At 43.2% G+C, this 21,870-nt stretch carries 18 protein-coding genes; 14 read left to right on the top strand and 4 right to left on the bottom strand.

All coding sequences use genetic code 11. The features are described 5' to 3' along the window. Nucleotides 1-49: 49 nt before the first annotated feature. Together D7Z94_RS03075 and D7Z94_RS03070 are read left to right on the top strand one after the other, a co-directional pair. Entirely contained in the window at nt 50-1,681 is a 1,632-nt protein-coding gene (locus D7Z94_RS03075) for a S8 family peptidase (RefSeq protein WP_120710029.1), read from the top strand. Further along, a complete protein-coding gene (locus D7Z94_RS03070) occupies nt 1,678-3,561 on the top strand; it encodes a M1 family metallopeptidase (RefSeq protein WP_120710028.1) in 1,884 nt (627 codons plus the stop codon). Before D7Z94_RS03075 ends, D7Z94_RS03070 begins: the two co-directional genes overlap by 4 nt. A 50-nt stretch (nt 3,562-3,611) precedes the next feature. Here D7Z94_RS03070 and D7Z94_RS03065 read toward each other — a convergent pair whose 3' ends face one another. Together D7Z94_RS03065 and D7Z94_RS03060 are read right to left on the bottom strand one after the other, a co-directional pair. Continuing rightward, entirely contained in the window at nt 3,612-4,820 is a 1,209-nt protein-coding gene (locus D7Z94_RS03065; protein ID WP_120710027.1) for a succinylglutamate desuccinylase/aspartoacylase family protein, read from the bottom strand. A gap of 3 nt (nt 4,821-4,823) precedes the next feature. Beyond that, the gene (locus D7Z94_RS03060; protein WP_120710026.1) at nt 4,824-6,674 is read right to left on the bottom strand and encodes a CBS domain-containing protein; all 1,851 of its coding nucleotides are present in this window, start codon (nt 6,672-6,674) and stop codon (nt 4,824-4,826) included. 136 nt (nt 6,675-6,810) lie between these two features. On the opposite strand from D7Z94_RS03060, the gene rnpA reads away from it, so the two are divergent. From rnpA to D7Z94_RS03010, 10 genes are all read left to right on the top strand, one after another. Continuing rightward, a complete protein-coding gene (gene rnpA, locus D7Z94_RS03055; RefSeq protein ID WP_120710025.1) occupies nt 6,811-7,188 on the top strand; it encodes a ribonuclease P protein component in 378 nt (125 codons plus the stop codon). Further along, entirely contained in the window at nt 7,181-8,809 is a 1,629-nt protein-coding gene (locus D7Z94_RS03050) for a S41 family peptidase (RefSeq protein WP_120710024.1), read from the top strand. The genes rnpA and D7Z94_RS03050 overlap by 8 nt, the downstream gene beginning before the upstream one ends. A 129-nt stretch (nt 8,810-8,938) precedes the next feature. Next, nucleotides 8,939-9,652: a 3-keto-disaccharide hydrolase gene (locus D7Z94_RS03045; RefSeq protein ID WP_120710023.1), complete on the top strand. Its 714-nt coding sequence runs from the start codon at nt 8,939-8,941 to the stop codon at nt 9,650-9,652. A 184-nt stretch (nt 9,653-9,836) separates the two neighbouring features. After that, nucleotides 9,837-10,874, top strand: a complete 1,038-nt coding sequence (locus D7Z94_RS03040; RefSeq protein ID WP_317125759.1) for a sugar phosphate isomerase/epimerase family protein — start codon at nt 9,837-9,839, stop codon at nt 10,872-10,874. Continuing rightward, nucleotides 10,874-11,995: a Gfo/Idh/MocA family protein gene (locus D7Z94_RS03035; protein ID WP_120710021.1), complete on the top strand. Its 1,122-nt coding sequence runs from the start codon at nt 10,874-10,876 to the stop codon at nt 11,993-11,995. Before D7Z94_RS03040 ends, D7Z94_RS03035 begins: the two co-directional genes overlap by 1 nt. 34 nt (nt 11,996-12,029) lie before the next feature. Further along, nucleotides 12,030-12,848 carry a transketolase gene (locus tag D7Z94_RS03030; RefSeq protein WP_120710020.1) on the top strand — a complete coding sequence of 273 codons (819 nt, stop codon included), beginning with the start codon at nt 12,030-12,032 and terminating at the stop codon, nt 12,846-12,848. A gap of 76 nt (nt 12,849-12,924) precedes the next feature. Continuing rightward, entirely contained in the window at nt 12,925-13,854 is a 930-nt protein-coding gene (locus D7Z94_RS03025; protein WP_120710019.1) for a transketolase family protein, read from the top strand. Continuing rightward, nucleotides 13,854-14,885, top strand: a complete 1,032-nt coding sequence (locus D7Z94_RS03020) for a zinc-dependent alcohol dehydrogenase (RefSeq protein WP_120710018.1) — start codon at nt 13,854-13,856, stop codon at nt 14,883-14,885. Before D7Z94_RS03025 ends, D7Z94_RS03020 begins: the two co-directional genes overlap by 1 nt. A gap of 14 nt (nt 14,886-14,899) precedes the next feature. After that, complete coding sequence (locus D7Z94_RS03015; protein ID WP_120710017.1) at nt 14,900-15,787, top strand: SMP-30/gluconolactonase/LRE family protein; 888 nt, start codon at nt 14,900-14,902, stop codon at nt 15,785-15,787. Further along, entirely contained in the window at nt 15,784-16,566 is a 783-nt protein-coding gene (locus D7Z94_RS03010; protein WP_120710016.1) for an SDR family NAD(P)-dependent oxidoreductase, read from the top strand. Before D7Z94_RS03015 ends, D7Z94_RS03010 begins: the two co-directional genes overlap by 4 nt. A 7-nt stretch (nt 16,567-16,573) precedes the next feature. On the opposite strand, the gene D7Z94_RS03005 is transcribed toward D7Z94_RS03010, so the two are convergent. Further along, nucleotides 16,574-17,446, bottom strand: coding sequence for a 3-keto-disaccharide hydrolase (locus D7Z94_RS03005; RefSeq protein WP_120710015.1), 873 nt, complete (start codon nt 17,444-17,446; stop codon nt 16,574-16,576). Nucleotides 17,447-17,497: 51 nt separating this feature from the next. Next, nucleotides 17,498-18,604, bottom strand: a complete 1,107-nt coding sequence (locus D7Z94_RS03000; protein WP_120710014.1) for an acyltransferase family protein — start codon at nt 18,602-18,604, stop codon at nt 17,498-17,500. Nucleotides 18,605-18,733: 129 nt separating this feature from the next. Here D7Z94_RS03000 and D7Z94_RS02995 point away from each other — a divergent pair, with 129 nt between their 5' ends. After that, nucleotides 18,734-19,834: an SGNH/GDSL hydrolase family protein gene (locus D7Z94_RS02995; protein ID WP_120710013.1), complete on the top strand. Its 1,101-nt coding sequence runs from the start codon at nt 18,734-18,736 to the stop codon at nt 19,832-19,834. 1 nt (nt 19,835) lies between these two features. Then, nucleotides 19,836-21,860, top strand: a complete 2,025-nt coding sequence (locus tag D7Z94_RS02990; RefSeq protein WP_120710012.1) for a six-hairpin glycosidase-like protein — start codon at nt 19,836-19,838, stop codon at nt 21,858-21,860. Nucleotides 21,861-21,870: the final 10 nt, after the last annotated feature.

The following is a 21,870-nucleotide window of genomic DNA, read 5'->3' as shown; positions in this document are numbered from 1 at the left end:
TTTTATAAAGTAAATTAAAAGATAAAGTACACTAACTTAAATTAAATATATGACTATTAATCTTTCAAAATCCATTTTAGGGTTTTCACTGGCAACCTTAATTATGGGCTGTGGCGCCACCAATATGGTATCCACTCCGATCGAAAACATAGATACCATACCTCTAAAGATTTCGGAGATTTCGGAACAAGAAAAAAAGACTTGGGGCCATGCGGATCTTATCACGGATACCATTCCAGGTATGAGCGTGGATAAGGCTTATGAAGAAATCATCAGGAATAAGAAAGGGAAGACGGTAATTGTGGCCGTGGTGGACTCGGGTATGGATTTAAAACATGAGGATCTGGATGATGTTCTTTGGGTGAACACGGATGAAAGGCCAGGAAATGGCAAAGATGATGATAACAACGGCTATGTAGACGATATTCACGGGTATAACTTTTTAGGTGAATCCTATAATGAACAATTGGAATTTGCCCGTATCCTTAGACTTAAAATTGGCAGCCCCGACCTACAGACCAAAGCTAAAGCCAAATTGGATGGGGAATACCAGGAGGCCGTGGGAAACAAACAGCGCTATGAACAGATTTTTCAAGCAGTGAAAAACTCCGATGAGGCCGTAAAAAAACATTTGAACAAAAGTACCTATACAAAGAAGGATGTTGTAGCCATAAAAGCTGAAGACGAGACCCTAAAACAGAGTGTAGGTATCCTTATGCAAATGTATAATTACGGGGATAGTATCCCAGATGTAATGGAAGAGTTACAGGATGGCATAAAACACTTTACAGAACAAGTAAATTATAACCTAAACAAGGATTTTAACGGAAGAGAAGCAGTAGGGGACAATCCATATGACATTAATGATCGTGGTTATGGAAATGGAAATCCACAAAATCGGGTCGAAGACGAAAGCCATGGGACCCATGTGGCCGGAATCATTGCTGCGGAACGCGACAATGGAAAAGGGGTAAACGGGGTAGCCAACAATGTGCAGATTATGAGTGTTAGGGCCGTCCCCAATGGTGATGAGTACGACAAGGACATTGCTTTGGCCATTCGGTATGCAGTGGATAACGGGGCCAAAATTATTAACGCAAGTTTTGGAAAGTCCTTTTCGCCTAATGCCGACTGGGTCTACGAGGCCATAAAATATGCCGCACAAAACGATGTGCTGATTGTACACGCAGCAGGTAACGACGGTGCCGATTTAGATGACCCCAGCAATCCCAATTTTCCCAATGATCAAATCGGGAATGGTCCCGAAATGGCGGATAATATGATTACAGTGGGTGCACTCAATCCCGAATACGGTTCAGAAATGGTAGCTTCTTTTTCCAACTATGGCAAAAGCAATGTGGACATTTTTGCCCCTGGAGGTAAAATATACTCTACCATGCCAAACAGCGAGTACGATTTTAACGGGGGTACTTCAATGGCGGCTCCCGCGGTGGCAGGTATTGCCGCATTGATCCGCTCCAGATATCCAAAACTAAGGGCCAATCAAGTAAAAAATATTATCCTGGAGTCCGGCCTTCCGGTAAAAACAGCTGTAATTCTTGGGGGAGATACTGAGAAATCGGCCAAACTGGAGGAAATTTCAACCTCAGGAAAAATAGCGAACGCTTACAATGCTTTAATTATGGCCGAAGGGGTTTCCAAGGGAAAAATTAATCTATGAGACAATTAGTGAATAAAAAGGAGCGGTTAATCGGTCTTCTTTTCTTCTTGATTCTTTCGGGAAGTTTTGTGGTAGCCCAGAATTCCTCCTGTTATTGGCAGCAACATGTAGATTATACTATGGATGTTGCCATAGACGTGGAAAACTACCAATATTCCGGTACCCAAAAACTGGTTTACACCAATAATTCACGGGATACCCTAAATAGGGTTTACTACCATTTATATTTCAATGCTTTTCAGCCAGGAAGTGAAATGGATATACGGCTTCAAAACATCAAAGATCCGGATGGTAGAATGACCACAACAGATAAAAAAAGTCGTATTGCGGCCCTTACGGAAAGTGAAATGGGTTATTTGCATGCGGTATCCTTAAAGCAGGACGGAACCGTGGCAAGGTATAATGAAGAAGGGACTATTTTGGTGGTAGATTTGGCCAAACCCGTCCTACCTGGAAAGAAAACTACTTTTGAAATGGAATTTGAGGGCCAGGTTCCCCTTTTAATTCGGCGCGGAGGAAGAAATAGCAATGAAGGTGTAGCACTTTCCATGAGCCAGTGGTATCCCAAAATAGCGGAATATGATTTTGAAGGCTGGCATGCCGATCCTTACATTTCACGCGAATTTCATGGGGTATGGGGCGACTTTGATGTTAAGCTTACTATCGATAAAAGCTTTGTAGTCGGCGGAACCGGATATTTACAGAACCCTCAGGAAATAGGTCACGGTTATGAAGCACCCGGCAAAAAGGTAGGTAGGGTAAAAGGCAAAACACTCACTTGGCATTTTAAGGCACCCATGGTACATGATTTTATGTGGGCGGCCGATCCAGATTATATTCACGATACACTTCCCATGGAAAATGGGCCAACACTCCATTTCTATTACAAAAATGATCCAGAAATTATAGAGAATTGGAAAAATCTACAGCCGAAGACCGCAGAGGCCATGAAGTTTTTCAATACAAACATCGGCTCATATCCCTATAACCAATATTCCGTGGTACAGGGCGGTGATGGCGGTATGGAATATGCCATGAGTACGTTGATAACGGGGAAACGTACTTTTGGTAGCCTAGTAGGGGTAATGGTACATGAAATGGCACATTCCTGGTTTCAACATGCTTTGGCAACGAACGAGTCCAAGCACGCATGGATGGATGAAGGCTTTACCTCCTTCATTTCTACCCTATGCATGAATGAAATTATGGAGCCCAAAAAAGAAAATCCGTTTCAAGACTCCTATAATGGATATTACAACTTGGCCCTTTCCGGTAAGGAACAACCGCAAACTACGCATGCGGACCGCTATGACCTCAACTATGCCTATGGCATTTCGGCCTATAGCAAAGGATCCGTCTTCTTGTCGCAATTGGGCTACATTATTGGACAGGAGAAATTGATGGAAACACTACGGAAATATTATGCAGATTTTAAATTTAAGCATCCACTTCCCAATGATATCAAAAGAACGGCGGAAAAAGTTTCGGGTATGGAACTGGATTGGTACTTGACCGATTGGACGCAAACAACAAATACTATTGACTACACTATTAAAGAGGTAACGGAACAGGACGGAAAAACTAAAATAGTTCTAGGGCGAATTGGTAATATGCCAATGCCGTTGGATATTCTGGTGGTATATAATGACGGACTGCAGGAAACGTTCTATGTCCCCCTACGCATGATGCGGGGCGAGAAAGAAAATCCCTATGGTCAATTGGAACGGACAGTTCTCCCAGATTGGCCTTGGGCCTTTCCTACCTATGAGTTTGTTATTGATAAGCCGATTGCATCGATCAAAGGAATTATGATAGACCCCTCACAATTGATGGCGGATATAAACGGCGAAAACAATGTTTGGATGGCCAAGACCCCTTAGAGAAGAGGATGGTTTTGGATTAAAGCACATTTTATCAGTAAGTTAAAGTACTATCCTTTGGTTTTGTACCACCACTCGTTGCGATAGATTCCATTCTTGGCCGTGCGCTCCCTGTTCTGCATAAGAATACGGTTTTTGTCCAATGTCCTATTGCGATATCCGAGAAGGTGAAAAAAGGGTTTGGTCAAAAATTTGGCTACTTTAAGGTTCACCAGAAGAACTTGTTTTTGTTCATCTTCCCAAGAAATGCCGGGTAAGTAGGACAAAAATGCCTGCATCTGTATTCTTCGTAAAAAGGCGGACCAAGCTAAGGCCCATTTTGGAATCTTGCGAATAAGAAAAAACCCTTCCTCCCCCTGTTCCTGATAAAGGGGCATAAAAACAATAGTATCCTTAGTGGCCTTTAATTCCCGTTCTCCTTCTTTGGCCAAAAGTGTTCCTTTAGGTACTTTTTCAAAACTTCGAAAGCCCTTTTTCATGTGAAATCCGTTTACCTTTTGTATGGCATGACGGTGTACCACTTCATAAAAATCAGTATTGTTCCGGGCACTTTTCTGCAATTGTTTAAAATGCCCTTCAAAATCCGGAACTGCCTCCTTATTCAGCGCTCCACTGAAAACCAAGGAAAGCCAGAGAAAGGAGATGCTATTCTTTATCGCATTCAACTCATTGTGTTGCCCAGATTCAAAACCTAGGGAAACATACCCCTTCTCATTGATATAGCTAAGAAGGGGGCCTTCCAAATATTCCTCTATGCCCAGGATAATCGGAACTGGAAAAAGTCTAGAAAACTTTCTGTTGATCATGGCATCATTGATCGTGATGAAGGGAAGGGTCTTGCTAGAAGTGGTATGGAGGTCCACAAAATAAAAAGGGGGCGCTTTGGTGATAAGAATTTTGGAAATTATTTTCAATATCTTCAACAGTTCCCTTTCCTCAATTGTTAGTTCCGGTTCCTGCTTCTGTTGTATCTCAAGGATTTTCGATTTGATCCACATTCGGTTCAAATCGCTATCTATATACCTTTTTTCTTCAAGTAATGCCGGGAGGTTGCCCCGGATACCGAACAAATTGCCCTTGATATGCAACGATTCCTTATCCAATTTTTGGAAAACATGCTCCAGCGCTAGAACTCCGGCATGTTCATTGCCATGAATACCACCAAAAAATAAAAGAGTGGGTCCTTTTTCCTCTCCTTCAATATGGCCAATAATCCTTTTCGTCTGAATCTTATGTTCCGGTTTAAGGACTTGAATCATTGATTATAGGTCGTTGGATGTTATAATACCGATTAATTTTTTACCCTTTACCACGGGCAGGCAATTAATTTGGTTGGATTTGATGGTTCTTTTTGCCTCCTTTAGCGGGGTATCCGCAGTGGTGGTAATCAAGTCCCGCTCCATTATACTTTCTATCCGTTCTTCCAGTTTCTCAGGTTCATCAAGAAAGTGCCCCACATCTGTCCAGGTCAACAACCCGCATAAATCCATATTCGGATTTAAAATTGGGACATGATGAATATTCTTCCATTGCATCATTCGGAGCACCAGTTCGGCACTATCGCTCTGTTGGGCGGTGATTATCTTGGTGCTCATAATATCCCCAACTGTCCTATTTTTCTTTCGGGTTCTATATTCATCTCCACGTGGAAGTTGCCACGCATCAATATCATATCCTTTCTCCTGCCTTTCATACATGGTAGCTGTTAGTATCTTTAGGGCATCGGGAGTCTTATAATCTTTCTTCAATTTTCGAAACCCCTCTACCATCCATCGGGAACCATTTTTAGAGCGTATCCTCCTTTCAATTACGGATAGGTAACGCTCCGCGTCCGCAGGTTCAACCTTCATACTGTAAAGTCCCCTAAAGGCCATGGGCAATAGATGGTCCAATAACAGGTCATGACTGGATATCCGCTCCCCGTCCCAATAAAACTGGGCGGCCATTCCATATCGGGCAGCATTGAAAAAATTGCCCTTTACATCCTTAAAGTCCATCTTGGTATGAATATCATCAAAGGTCTTGGGCCTTCCCATCATTAGTCCCGCCCAAAGCATCATATTGGCGATTTCATCCTCTGTGGTAGGTCCGGATGGTAAATATCTATTCTCTATGCGAATGTGCGGTAACCCTTCATTGGTACCATAACACAATCTGTTCCATTTATAAACCGTGCCATTATGCAACTTTAGCGCCTTAAGTCTCGGTACTTCCCCGGCCTCGATCTCGGCAAGACTGTCGGAATCAAAGGAGGTGGTAAGAAGACTTCTAAATCGGATAACGGAATCCTTAAAAAAGTCGGCAACGGAACCCTTGGCCCAGCCGTTTCCAAAGCCTACCCTAGCCTCCTTTTCGTTTAAGATAAATGTACTGGCCCTTGTATCCACGCTTTGGGCAAAAAGTGCAATCCGCGTCTCTTCCCAAAGCTCTCGGCCCATAAGCATTGGGGAATTGGTGCAAATGGACAGTACCGGACCTGCAATGGCCTGTGCCCAATTATACGTATTCGCAAAATCGTCGGGGTCTATCTGCAAATGGGCTTGAAAACTGGTGTTACACCCCTCATAAAGTATGGAATCGTGCTTAAGGTTCAGTTCGTCTACACCCTTAATATGAAGTTCTATATCGTCATTGCGAATGTCCTTTATGGCCTCATTAAGCACCTTATATCTTTTTAATGGGGTCATGTACTCTAGCTGAAGATGTTGGGTTTCAATGGTAGGTAAAATACCGGTCAGCATCACTTTGTTACCGTACTTTTCCGCAACCTCTTTAACCTTTTCCAAATTTGTCTTCAGATTTTGATGTAATTCGGAAAAACAGGCGCCCTTTAGTTCCAAAGGGTCTAAATTTATTTCCAGATTGTATAGGGCGAGTTCAGAGGTAAAATAGTTGTTGTCCAGTTCCTTCAGTATTTCCAGGGCCTTATCGGACGGCTCCCAATGTTTGTTGACCAAACAAAATTCCTGTTCGACCCCTATTCGGGTTACGTTTTTTTCAAAGGTGTCATTTTCCAAGAGCTTCTCCAAAGCGTGGATGTCCTTTATCAGTTGATTTATGTACTGGATTTTATCGGGGTTTCCCAACAATTTTTCTACCTGTAATTCTCCCATTAGTATGTATTTAAGTGTGCAACATAGTTGCACAAATGAGTAAAAGTAGTACAATATAAGACCCTTTCCTGCCCTTGGGTATGACAAATGTCATAAAATTATGGACTGTAAATTTTCTTTTTACATTTACAGGATTATGTCCTTCGCATTCCCAAAAAAAGAAAAGCTAAAAAGCAGGAAATTGTTCGATACCTTGTTTGCTCAAGGTAAGACTATTACCAAGTACCCGGTAAAATTAATTTATCTTAAAACTGAATTGCCCAATGGTGTCAAAATCCAAACGGGAGTGGCCGTCCCTAAAAGAAGCTTCAAAAGCGCTGTTAAGCGCAATCGTATAAAACGACTACTTCGAGAAGCCTATAGGTTGAACAAACCCATTGTTTTTAACAATAGTGAGGGAAACTTTGCGTTTCTATTTTTATACCTTGGGAAAGAAATGCCCAATTATAGGACCGTGGAAAAAAGTATGCGGACGATACTTCAAAAATTTAACAATACAATTATCGATGAATAAATTGATGAAAAAGAAAATCCTGATCCCGATATTGGCGGTGGTTATTTTAGTTTCGGCAAGCAGTTTTAAGAGCGACTTCTTCGAAATCGCGAAACAGATAGAAATCTTTACCACCCTGTTCAAGGAGTTGAACATGAACTACGTGGACGAAACCAATCCAGCAGAATTGATGGATACCGCCATCAAAAATATGTTGGATGAACTGGATCCTTATACCAAGTTCCTAAACGAACAAGACGTGGAGGCCTTTAAAATCAATAATGCGGGAGAGTATTCCGGCATTGGGGCTTTGGTACGTTCGTATAAGGACAAGTTATTGGTAGTTGAGCCTTACAAGGGTTATCCAGCGGATAAGGCTGGTCTTAAAGCCGGTGATGAAATCGTAAAAATTGGTGACATTACCGTTGCGGACTTTGATGACAACGCCAGTGAGCTTCTAAAGGGGGCAAATAACACTTCCGTTCAAGTAACCTACAAAAGACAGGGGGAAACCTTGACCGCTACCATAGAAAGAGGGGCCGTGGAAGTAGATGCCGTTCCCTTTCACAAAATGGTCGATGATAAAACAGGTTATATTGTTCTGGCCAAGTTCAACGCCAAGGCATCCGGCCAAACTAAAGAGGCCCTGATCGATTTAAAGGACAAGGGCGCGGAAAAGATTATTTTGGACCTTAGAGGTAATCCTGGTGGACTACTTTCCGAAGCCATCAATGTAACCAACCTTTTTGTGGACAAGGGCGAACTTATTGTAACCACAAAAAGTAAAGTGAAAAAATTCAACCGAGAATACAAAACGAAGAACCAGCCTGTGGATGCCGAAATTCCGTTAGTGGTCCTGGTAGATGGCAGCAGTGCCTCTGCAAGCGAAATTGTTTCCGGAGGGTTACAGGATTTGGATCGGGCAGTAATTATGGGTGCTCGAAGTTTTGGCAAAGGCTTGGTACAACGTCCATTGAAATTGACCTATGGCACGCAGTTAAAAGTGACCATAAGCCGCTATTACACCCCTTCCGGAAGGTGTATCCAATCCTTGGATTACTGGAACCGAGACGAAGACGGCAATGCAGTGAGGAATACCACCTTCAATGAATTTACTACACGCAATGGCCGTAAGGTAAAGGATGGTGGCGGTGTAATGCCCGATGTAGAAATTGCAGCCACCAAGGCCAATGAACTTACTTCTGCCCTCTTGGGCAACAATGTCATCTTTGACTTTGCCACCGATTATCATTACAAAAACAAAGTAGATAATGTGTATGCGTTTACCTTTTCCGGTTCCGATTATCAAACTTTTAAGAATTACGTAGAACAAAGTGACTTCACCTTTGAGACCAAAACGGAAAAAGTGTTGAAAGGAGCTATGACCAACCGTGAGGAGACGGTTTACAATACTACCATAGAGAACGACTTCAAAACACTTTTGGTAGATATTGAAAAAAGTAAAATTGCGGCCTTGGAGACCTTTCAAAATGAAATCCAGAAGAAATTGGAGGATGAGATTATAAAGCGCTACTTCTACCGAGAGGGGCTTTACGACTATTATCTAAGTCACGATGAAGCTATTTTGGCGGCAACGGAATTATTGGGAAACAAGGACAAATATCGCAGTATTTTAGAATAAGCAGTGAACAAATATTCGCCACGGTATTTCATGTTTGATATGCTAAAAGTGGCGTTTGGGTCCAAATAATTCAATATATTAAGGGCAGCTACTTTTAAGTGGTCAACATCGATTAGAATTTTGATCAAAATGAAAAAGACAATATGCTTTGCCCTTGTTACACTGCTGTTGGTTTCCTGTAACAATTCCAAAAAGTCAAAAAACACTACCGAAACTGAAACCGATTGGGTCGTACTTTTTGATGGCACCACCACGGATGCTTTTAGGGGTTACGGGATTAAAGAATTTCCCCAAGGCGTTTGGAATGTAGAAAATGGTGTATTGACAGCCAATCCTGATGTGCCCAACAGGGATTTGATTACAAGGAAACGATACAAGGATTTTGAATTGGAGTATGAATGGGCGGTGGATACAGCGGCCAACTCCGGTGTTTTCTTTCATATGCAGGAAGACCTATCCATGGAATCGAATAACGGCAATAGCCCCAATTGGTTAGATAATTTTGAGCTACAAGTCTTGGACGATCAACATTTTTACGATACGTTGGCGGTCCGCTCGGCGGGGGCAGTCTATGATCTGATAGCGCCGAAAAACAAGAAATTAAAGCCCATTGGACAGTTCAATCAGGCCAAATTATTGCATAAGGATGGTTATGTAGCGCATTGGCTCAATGGAAACAAAGTGGTCGAATTCGAAATGAACAGCCCGGAAATGAGAGCGCTGCTTTCGCAAAGTAAGTTTAAGGAAAACCCGGACTTTCACTCGGATAAAGAGGGACATATTATGCTTCAACACCATGGCCAAAGGGTCTATTATCGCAATATCCGTATAAAAGAACTTTAGATGTTTTCTTAAATACAGGTAATGGGAATTTCAAGACTTTTCCTTGCTGTCAAAATCATTTTAGGCCATTTCCCCCTTTGGCTCAAGATTCCAGCCTGTCACTTTCGTCACGCTCCTAATAATCCGATACATTTCCGACAAAATCGTATTTCCAAATTCCATAACTTCTCGGTAAATTGCCTATATGCAAGGACCTGGAATTTTTTTGGCCCAATTCGCGGATGACACCCCTCCCTTTAACACCATTGAAGGTATGGCGCAATGGGCATCGGATTTAGGATATACGGGCGTCCAAATTCCAACTTGGGACAAGCGTTTGTTCAATTTAGATCAGGCGGCCTCCTCCAAAACATATGCAGACGAATATGTCGGGAAACTAAAGGAAAAAGGACTGGAAGTCTGTGAGCTGGCCTCCTACCTTCAAGGGCAGGTGCTGGCCATGCACCCAGCCTATCAAAAATTATTTCAAGGCTTCTATCCCAAAGGGTTAAATGCCAAGGAATGTGTGACTTGGGCAACAGGGCAGTTAAAAAAAACCGTTCAGGCGTCCCTACATTTTGGAACCACCAATATTTCGGTAATGTCCGGTGGCCTGGCTTGGCCATACATCTATCCGTGGCCCCAACGCTCGGCGGGCCTTATAGACGATGCTTTTGAGGAATTGACCAAAAGGTGGTCGCCAATCCTCGATTTTGCCAACGAAAATGGCATTACTTTCGGGTATGAGCTACATCCAGGTTCCGATCTTTATGATGGTGCCACCTACCAACGCTTTCTTGAAGAGACTAAAGGACACCCCTCCGCCTGTCTTACTTATGATGCCAGTCATTTTGTGCTACAGCAATTAGATTATATTGATTTTATTAAAATCTTTAAGGATCGCATTAAGGCTTTTCACGTCAAGGATGCCGAGTTTTTGCCCGATGGTATGACGGGAGTTTATGGAGGGTATCAGGATTGGAAACAGCGTGCAGGCCGGTTTCGTTCATTGGGCGATGGCCAAGTGGATTTTAAAAATATCTTCACATTATTGACGCTCAACGGGTTTAATGGTTGGGCCGTTATGGAGTGGGAATGTTGTGTTAAAAGTTCACAGCAAGGGGCAAAGGAGGGAGCCCCCTTTATCAAAGAACATATGATTCAGGCTTCCAAACGTTCGTTTGACGATTTTGCAAAAAGTGAAACAGATAAAGACCTCAACAAAACAATTTTGGGTATTTAATGGCAAAGGAAATCAACATCGGTATCGTTGGAACCCAATTTATGGGAAAGGCCCATTCAAATGGATATTTACGGTTGCCCCATTTTTTTGATTTGCCAGGTACACCCGTTTTACATACCGCCTCCAGCATCAATGAAAAGCAGCTTGCTGAATTTTCCCGGAAGTATGGGTGGAAAAACCAGGAGCCCGACTGGAAGCGGCTGGTACAGAACGATGCATTGGATCTAGTGGATATCTGTGCCCCCAATAATCTGCATGCTCCCGTTGCCCTGGGAGCCATAAAATCTGGAAAACATGTGTTGTGCGAAAAGCCCATGGCCCTAAATGTAGATGAGGCCAAGAGAATGTATGAGGAGGCCGAAATGGCGGGAATCGTAAATATGATGATTTTCAATTACCGCTTTTTACCTGCTCTGTCCTTAGCAAAAGAGTTGATCAGCAATGGGAAATTGGGAAAGATACACCATTTCAATGCGGTTTACCTTCAAGACTGGCTGGTAGATCCAAAATTCCCGATGGTCTGGCGGCACGATGTAAAAACCACCGGTTCCGGTGCCCATGGGGATATGAACGCCCATATCATCGACTTGGCCCGGTTCCTCTTAGGAGAGTTCGAGGCCGTTACGGGACTCCAAAAGGTATTCATAAAGGAACGGCCCTTGGCCAACGGGAAGGGTACGGGTAGGGTAACGGCAGATGATGCCACTTTATTTATGGCCCGATTTCAAAATGGTGCGGTAGGCTCCTTCAATGCAACCCGTTTTGCCAACGGACGAAAGAACTATATGGGGCTCGAAATTTTCGGGAGTGAGGGCAGTCTCATTTTCAATCTGGAGCGATTGAACGAGCTTCAGTACTTTTCCTTGAACGATTCCAAGGAAGAGCAGGGCTTTAGAAACATTTTGGTCACGGAAAATAGTCATCCTTATATTGATGCTTGGTGGCCTCCCGGACATATCATTGGGTGGGAACATACTTTTGTACACCAATTTTCCAAGTTGATAAACGGCATCGCCCAGAATACCCCCGTTGTACCCAACTTTTATGACGGATTAAAATGTCAAGAAGTGCTGGACGCTGTGGTCAAATCGGCCCAGGACGAAAAGTGGATAACCCTATAACTTTCCGGAGGCTTTAAAACTAGAAATTACATCTATGCTAGATCTAAAAAAACATGAATTCCTCAAAAACAAGGCCCGTGAAGTCCGTAAGGAAATTGTATCCATGGTCCATCGGGCCAACAGTGGTCACGTAGGCGGTAGTCTTGGCGCAGCGGATATCCTCACCGCCCTGTATTACCATGTTATGAAACATGATCCAAAAAACCCCGAATGGGAGGGTCGCGATCGTTTCATCCTTTCCAAAGGGCATTGTACACCTGTAATTTATGCCGTATTAGCAGATTGTGGTTATTTTCCGAAGGAAGACCTTTTAGAGTTCCGCCGTCCGGGGAGCCATCTCCAAGGTCATCCTTATCAACCCAAGACACCCGGGATAGATGCCTGTACGGGAACATTGGGTATTGGTATTTCTACCGGAGTAGGTATGGCTTTGGGAGCCAAGCTTAAAAAGCAAGACCAATATTATTACATCCTCTGCGGAGATGGCGAAATCCAGGAAGGACAGGTCTGGGAGGCGGCTATGTTCGCCAATAAATATAAATTGGATAATGTTATCGGGTTTGTGGATCGCAATTATTTGCAAACTGACGGGTATTCCGAAAAAGTAATGCCCTTGAATCCTTTGGTACCCAAATGGGAAAGCTTTGGATGGAAAGTCTTCGAAATCGACGGGCATGATTTTGAGGTCATCATCGATACCATTGAAAAGGCAAAAAAAGAGGATAAGCCTGTAATGATAATTGCAAACACGACTAAGGGTAAAGGGGTGTCCTTTATGGAGGGAAAGGCCGAATGGCATGGAAAACCTCCTACGCAAGATGATTTTGAAAGGGCGATGCAGGAGTTGGTATAGATTGAAGAAATTCCAAATTCCAAATTCCAAATCTTAAAAAAAATCACAATAACCGAATTACTGAGTAAATTAAAACATGGAATACAAACAAACGAGACAAGGTTATGCCGATGCCCTCATAGAACTTGGCAAGAAGAACGAAAAGGTATTGGTGCTGGACGCAGATGTAGCCAAAGCCACTTTGACCGAACAATTTGAGGCTGTATTTCCCGATCGTTTTTTTAATTGTGGCGTTCAAGAGCAGAATATGCTATCCGCAGCTGCAGGCTTGGCATTGGAAGGTTTTATTCCCTTTGCTTCTACCTTTGGTGTATTCGCCACCTGCAGGGCCGGAGACCAAATGCGCAGCAGCATAGCGTACCCCAAGTTGAATGTCAAAATCGGGGTAACACATTGTGGAATTACTACCGGGGGGGATGGCGCTTCACATCAGTCCAATGAAGATATCGGAATGGCGAGGACATTACCTAATATGACCGTGATTGTACCAGGGGATTATGAAGAATCCCGTTTGGCCACCCATGCCGCAGCAACTATGCACGGTCCTGTATATCTTCGCTTCGGACGGGATAAATATCCCGTAGTCCCTGAGATTCATGGAGATTTTGAAATTGGAAAGGCAAAATTGTTAAGAGAGGGGTCGGATATCACTATAGTCACCACAGGAATTATGGTAAGCGAGGGATTAAAAGCTGCCGATTTACTTGAAAAGAAGGGGTATTCTACAAGAGTACTACACATGCATACCATTAAGCCTTTGGACGAGTCGGCCATTATTAGGGCGGCCCAAGAAACCAAGGGTATCGTAACCGCAGAAGAGCATTCCATATTGGCCGGCCTAGGCGAAGCGGTTGCTGGCATTGTTTCAGAAAACCATCCCTGCCCCGTGCATCGTGTGGGTGTAATGGATACATTTGGAGAATCGGGTCAAAGTCAGGAATTAATGGACTTGTATGGCCTAAGGGCGAAAGATATCGTAGAAAAGGCAATTAAAATTCTTGAGTAATGGAAGCACTTGTAAAATATGACAAAGGACAAGGTAATGTTCGCCTCCAGGATATGCCGGATCCTCAAGTAGAAGATGGCAAGGTAATTTTAGAGGTGAATTCCTGCGGCATATGCGGAACGGATTTGCATGTTTATCATGATATGTTCAAAAACTACCCTCCTGTAATCTTGGGTCACGAGTTTTCTGGACGGGTCGTAGAAAAAGGGCCTAATACCGAAGGTATCAATCTTGGGGAGCGTTTCAGTGTCCTTGGGGCACCTACTGTCATTTGCAACAATTGTGAGTATTGCCATAGCGGTGAATTTATGTTCTGTAAAGCCAAACGGGGCATGGGACATGGCGTCAACGGGGCTTTCACCAAATACGTTGCCGCACGACCAGATCAATTATATGCCACGGCAGCCCATGTGAGCGATGATATTTCGGCTTTAGTAGAACCTTTTGCCGTTGCCGTGCACGCCGTAGGTGAAATTGCCGATGTACAATTTGGGGATACCGTTTTGCTCTCCGGGCCCGGGCCTATCGGGATGCTTTTATTAAAATTGTTATTGGCACAGGGTATCAAAACCATTGTTGCGGGAACCAGTCAGGACAAGGACAAGCTCAAGACGGCCATGGAGTGGGGTGCACATACCACCGTAATGGTCGATGTTGATGACTTGCAAGCAGTTGTACAACAAGAAACCAAAGGAAAAGGTGTGGATATCGCCTTTGAAACTGCGGGAGCACAAGGTTCCGTTGCTAATTGCCTTACCGCCTTAAGGCCATTGGGCCAATATGTACAAGTAGGTCATTTTGGTAAGGATATTACCATTCCTTTTGATCTAACGGCATTTCGGCAATTGAACATCAAAGGCTCTGTAGGCTATACGAGGACCACTTGGGACAGGGCGATAGAAATCATCGATCAGGGAAATATTAATTTGGAAGATGTTATCTCCCACCGTATGCGTCTGACCGATTGGCAAAAAGGTTTTGACTTGATGGAACAAAAGAAATCGCTAAAAATATTGCTATATCCCTCCTAATATTAAAATGCACTATGAGAATTTCTAAAGCCGACTTATTGTTGGATACCAAATCCATTTTGGGCGAAGGCCCAGTCTGGGATTGGAGAAAACAGCATTTACTCTGGGTGGATATAGAGGGTAATGGGCTACATCTATTTAACCCAAGGAATCAGCAGCACAGACAATGGACTTTCGATGGAATGTTGGGAGCTGTCGTTCCAATTGAAAATGGGACTATGCTTCTGGCCTTAGAATCGGGATTGGCTACTTTTGATTTGACCAACGAACAGTTGATTAGACTTCCCGTACTTAAAAATTCGAATCCCGGAATGCGCTATAACGATGGCAAAGTTGATCCCAATGGCAATTTTTGGATTGGGAGCATGCATAAAAAAGCGGCTCCGGAAATGGGCAATCTTTATCGGGTGGACACTCAAATGAATGTAAGTACCCATATTGTAGACACCTCTATTTCCAATGGTATGGCATGGACATCCGATAAAAAAAAGTTTTACTATATAGACTCCACGGCATATGAAGTTTGGCGATATGATTATGACGTAGCAACAAGTGAAATTAGGACTAAGCATATTGCTTTTTCAATCCCCAAAGATTTTGGAGCACCAGATGGTATGAGCATTGACGAAGAAAACATGTTGTGGATCGCCCATTGGGGCGGGAATTGCATTCGTAGATGGAACCCAAATACCGGTGAGGTACTGGAAACGGTAGAAGTTGACGCCCCCCATGTAACTTCCTGTTGTTTTGGTGGAAATGATCTAAAAACTCTGTATATTACTACTGCAAGAAGCGGTCTTTCCCAAAGTCAATTGGAAACGTTTCCTTTAAGCGGCGGGCTTTTTGTATATGAATCCCAAGTTAAGGGTACCCCCATAAGCTATTTTAAGGACAGCACATGAAATATTCGGGTTTACGAAATAAAATAGCCATTGTGACCGGAGCGGGTGAAGGCATTGGCCGCGCCATTGTAGAGCTTTTGGCCGCCGCCGAAGCAAGGATTATCTTAAATGATATTGATGAAGATAAGGCCCAGGCCGCTTCGGACAAAATTAATGCCAAATATCCCTATAGCTGTCTTCCATTTCCCGGTGATGCCGGAGATATTGCCTTTATAAATGAAATAGTCGATTTTACCATAGAGCGATTCGGAAAAATCGATTTTATAGTACCAAATGCGGGCATTACGCTTTTCGGGGATTTTTTGGACTTTACACCAGAATCTTTTCAAAAGGTAACGCGTCTCAATATGCAGGGTGCCTTCTTCTTGGTTCAACGCGCGGCCAAGGAAATGATCAAACAAGGGACAGGTGGTAAAGTTGTTTTGATGTCGTCCCAAGTGGGGATAAGGGCCTATCGCCATTTGACTACCTATGCCATGACCAAAGCCGCCCTACGCATGATGGCCATTAATTTGGCCTATGAGCTTGCGGAACATCGCATTCTGATAAACGCCGTAGCTCCGGGGGCCACCTTAACTGAGCGGACCAAGGAAGAACAGCCCGACTATGAAGGAACTTGGTCCCAGCTGAATCCAAATGGTCGCGTAGGAACTCCGGAGGACATTGCAAAAACCTGCCTTTTTCTCCTTTCGGATGAAGCTTCCCATATCAATGGCCTAACAATTAATGTAGATGGCGGTTGGATGACGGCCGGCAAGTATCCCGAAGACCTGTGCTAAATCGGTTTCAATACACACATTTTTTATTGTCCGCCTTAATATAGTGTTTCCCAAAATTCTTGGCTTTTGGATCCATGCACCCTTTTAAATTCTTTATCTTGATGTTTTTAAAATCAATAGGTTGGCCCTCGCTTTGTAAGGCAATAAGGCCTTCCTTTAAAAGTTGTCCATCTTTCTTTATTTTTGGGTCGAATCCTTCGACCACACCACCCCCAACCCGGGGCTGGGTATATTCCAGAACCTTTTTACCATTAATCATATGGGTAACCAGGGAATCCCCAAGTACAATAAGTTCCGCCCTAACCCATTGATTGCCGTAATAGGTTTCTGAACTGGAATTGATACAATGTCCGGGGTAGCGTTCCCCTTTAAAAATCACTTCGGTACCGGGCGAGCACATATTACCCGTAGGTCTGGATTGCCCGGCTTCAATCCCGGCTAAAAATTGCATCTCAACGGAAATGGGCCAGTTTTGTTCCTTAAGCATTGTTCTGGGGTCTTGCGAATGGAACATTACACCACTGTTCTTCAAGGTGTAGCTTGGTGCTCCAGGGTGTAGCTCTCCTACAAAACGATAATCCAGCTGTAAATGAAAATAAGAGTAGGGCATATCATAATATAAGTGTCCGAAACGGTCCTTGAAATCTCCTTCATATTTGTCATAGCGCACTTTAATAATACTGTCCTCTACACGAAAGGTATCACCATGGTTGTCCCCTACCTCGTAGTGATGGATCTTGGTCGTCCAGTCCTCTAAATTTTTCCCATTGAATAAGGTCGTCCAACCCTCATCAGAAGTTGCCGTCTTCTGTGAGGCACAGGAAGCAAATAGAAAAAAACTAAAAAGCAAACAAGAGATACTTGAAATATGATGGGTCATTATATCTGTTTTGATATTCTTGGTTGTATAGAAAATTTAGCTGTAATATCATCATATCTTAAAGTACACCTTCTTTTTATCCAAAAAATAGGTGAGATACCAGAAGATAAAAAGTACAAATACCGAGTTGATGACCATAATCCAATTTTGGGATATTCCTAAAGGACTTAAGAGGCCTTCCGTCCATATTTTTCCAAAATCACGGAACCATTGATGGCCCACCGTTTCGGCAAAAAGATAAATGAAAATAGAATTGGTGCCTACCACTGAAAAAATCCTCAGCCATTTTTTGTGGTTATCCCTCACATCTATCGCCCAATAAAAAAGGGCCAAAGTCAAAATGGCAAACCCTCCAGAGGCCAAGCTAAAGGAAGACGTGGCGATGCGTTTTATTATTGGGGTAATGTTGAGCCAATCCAAGGCAAATCCCAAAATGAGAATAGCTGTTCCCCATATCAAAAAGGGTTTTATTTTTTCTCTTTCAGGGATTTTGGACAGCAGCACTTGCCCACATATTACGCCCCAAATGGTGTGTGCCGCCGTTGGGATAAAATTTACAAAAACCCAGTAGCCTCCATTTGTCTTGCCCATCACCAGCATATCCACAAAGGAACCGAAACTATCATGATCCTGGGCATACGGAGCCGACGGATTATAAACACGATACAATACTTCGGTCAGAATCAACAGCAAAATCGATATGCCGATTTGCAGCCTATGTGGAAGATGCATAATGGCATAGGCTATCAAAATGGTAAAGGCCAATTGTACCAAAACGTTCCAAAGCTCCCAAACAAGGGCATGTGCATAAACGCAATGCAATAGAGCACCAAAGGCAAAAAGTAAAAAGCAACGCCTAAAAATATGCCTGTTTACGGCACTACGGCTCCCGGAAGCCAATCGTTTCCGGAGGGAAAACGGCATGGCCACTCCCACAATAAACATGAAAAAAGGTTGAATTAAATCCCAAAACCGAAGACCGTTCCACGGATGATGCTCCAATTGATGGGCAAGGCCGGAAAAGGCGGTTCCTTCCGTAAGTTCAACAAAACTATGATGGAAGCCTGCAGCCTCGGCGATTAAGAGGAACATGGTAAGTCCCCTAAAAACATCCAATGAGAAGAGACGTTTAGATACATTTTCGGCGAATTGTGACATCGGTTGGTTTTTATGGACATACAATATAGTCAATAATTCCTTGAAGGATTAAACGAAAAGCACCTACAAATCATTTCCATGTAAGGCTTTTATCTCTATCTTAGAAATTGCTAACGTAAGAACCCTTAGATGAAAAATCGCTTGCTATGCACAACAATACTTGCATTCGTGGTAATCGCCGTTTCGGCTCAAAAACATGAGGATTATATCTGGTATGATCCCTTGGAATCAATAAACCGTTTTGAAGGTCAAGGTTGGGAAAATATGGGCTACAATCGTCTGCCCAACAAAGCGGAAAAATCAGTTCGCGATAAGGTTTGGCAGCTATCCAAAAATACTGCTGGATTGGGGGTGTGTTTTGAAACGGATGCCGATTCAATTTCTGTGCGCTACCAAGTGGAGGGCAACCTCTCCATGAACCATATGCCCACAACTGGGGTCAGTGGGGTGGACATGTATGTAAAGACCGAAGAAAATTGGTTATGGGTCAGGGGTAGAAGGAAATTTAATAATGTCATTCAGTATGATTTTGCGTTGGACGCACTTCCTCAAGGCGTGTATGAACATCAATTGCTTTTTCCGCTATACAATACCGTTAAGAATCTAAAGATCGGCATGCCAAAAGGGAGTTCCTTTAAAATTCTTCCAGCGAGGAAAGAAAAACCAGTAGTTGTCTATGGCACTTCCATAGCCCAGGGTGCATGCGCTTCTCGGCCCGGAATGGCCTGGACCAGCATTCTCGGAAGAAAGTTAGACTATCCCGTAGTAAACCTAGGCTTTTCCGGAAATGGGCGTTTGGAACCCGAGGTCATAGATTTAATCAATGAAATTAATGCTTCGGTTTATGTGCTGGACTGTCTACCCAATCTACGCCCAGGGGAACAAAATACCAAGGAGGAAATCCAGAAACGGATTCGTAACAGTGTCCTATCTCTCCAGAAAAAGCATCCCAAAACTCCAATTTTATTGGTACAGCATATGGGGTATTCCGATGGTATGTTGGAAAGTAAAAGAGCTTCCATCTATGAAACCCTAAATCTTTGGATGGCAGAAACTTATAAGAGCATGAAAAACAACGGGGTTCCGAATCTTCACATGCTAACAAAGGAAGAATTAAATCTCTCCAACGATGCCTTTGTTGATGGTACACATCCAACCGATTTGGGGATGGAACAATACGCCAAAGCCTATCACAATAAACTAACAGCCATTATCAAAACAGAATCTTGACATGAAAAAGTTACTTAAGCTCCTATTATTGGTCAACTTAACCGTCTTGGCGCAGGAAAATCAATGGCAAATTGTTTCTAAAACGGAGATTGCCCGTTCATTTGATGAAAATTCCAATCAGGCCTATGCGGATAATATTGAAATGGCAGGCAAACGAGTAGCCGCTATTATAAGTTATGAGATTGACTCCGTGGGAAACTTATCGGTTGAGCGGCAGGTGTTTTTCCCCCAGTTGCATCCCTTTATCAAAGAGAGTGACCCTGGCTGGCACATATACCGGTCTTATTTGAAGGACACTCATGCCGATGCCATTCTGCCACGATTTTTTATCGGTAATAAACAATTTGCTCCAGGCCCCCTAAAAAAAATGACCATTAACGGAACGTTACATTTTGAACATCGGCCATCAAAATCAGGAATACTACTGGAACGAAGGTTTTTGCCTTCCATGAACGAACGTTTGTTTTTAGAGGAGCTGAAGCTTACCAATAGCACCAATAACCCGATTATATTAAATACGAAAAATACCCGCTTTGAATATGGCGACCAAGGTGCCGAAGGTAATTTCAATACCATTGTGACAACGGATGCTCCTTCGACAATTCACTTAAAGGCTGGCGAATCGGTTTCGGTTTCCGTCAAAATTATGGCCACTTTAAATAACGAAAAGCTGCCTTCAGGGTCCTTACAGGAAACTATAAGCAATCGTAATTCCTTTTTAAAATCCATGAGCGGTGCATTACAATTGGAGACTCCAAATCCAGTCTTAAATACCCTATTTGAGTTTTCAAAAATCCGGGCTTCGGAAAGTATCTATGAATCGAAATTGGGATTAATTCATTCCCCGGGAGGCGGAAGATACTATGTAGGCATTTGGGCCAATGACCAAGCTGAATATGTGAGTCCGTTCTTTCCCTATTTGGGATATGGTATCGGTCACGAATCCGCTTTAAACATGTATCGGGCCTTTGCCAAAGAAATCAATCCGGAATACAGTAAACTACCCTATGCTTTTGAAGTAGAAGGACTACCGCCTCCTGGTCCGTTAGATCGTGGGGATGCCGCGATGATTGCTTATGGCGCAAGCCAATATGCATTGGCGACAGGGGATGCTACAATAGCTGAAGAACTATGGCCATTAATCTCTTGGTGTTTGGAATATAACAAAAGGCAGTTGAACAAAGAAGGAGTGGTGCGCTCGGAATCTGACGAAATGGAGGGCCGAATAGAAACCGGTACCGCTAACCTATCTACTTCTTCCTTATACTATGGAGCATTGCGGCATGCGCACGATTTGGCCACTTCATTGGGTAAACCGAAGTCGGTAATTACCCGTTACCGAAAACAGGCCAAGACTCTTAAAAAGGCTATTGAAAACTATTTTGGAGCCACCGTGGAGGGTCTGGATACCTATAGATATTATGATGGTCATAAATACCTTCGGCATTGGATATGCCTCCCGTTGGTCGTTGGCATCCATGATAGAAAGGACGACACGATTACCGCTCTTTTTGATCGCCTATGGACGGAAAACGGAGTACATGTGGAAAAAAACAGTGACAACCCTTCCATTAGCCAAATTTTTTGGGACAGGGGTACTTTATATGCCCTGCGAGGTACTTTTCTTGCCGGCGCTACGGATGTTTCTCTTGAGAAGCTGGAGCAATTCTCCAAAGAACGATTATTGGGCAAAAGGGTTCCTTATGTGGTAGAGGCTTATCCGGAAGGGAATATGGCGCATTTATCTGCTGAAAGTGGATTGTATTGCCGTGTTTTTATAGAAGGACTATTTGGCATCAATCCAACCGGTTTGCACAGTTTTAGTGTAATGCCCAACCTACCCAAAAAATGGGGAAAAATGGCCCTTCGGAAAATAAAAGCCTTTGGAGAGGGTTTTGACATCGAAGTGGTAAGGAAAGAGAGGCTCACTAAAATTAAGATTATCGATAACGCCAGCGGAAAGACGATACTGGAAAATGTTTCTGACTTAAAAGAGCCTATTAACATCAATCTTTCGAAAATATAAGATTTTTTTG

Origin of the sequence: Ulvibacterium marinum, from assembly GCF_003626755.1 — a bacterium.
Lineage (GTDB): Bacteria > Bacteroidota > Bacteroidia > Flavobacteriales > Flavobacteriaceae > Ulvibacterium > Ulvibacterium marinum.
Note: the sequence above shows the minus strand (reverse complement) of the source record. Positions and strands in the feature narration are given on the sequence as shown.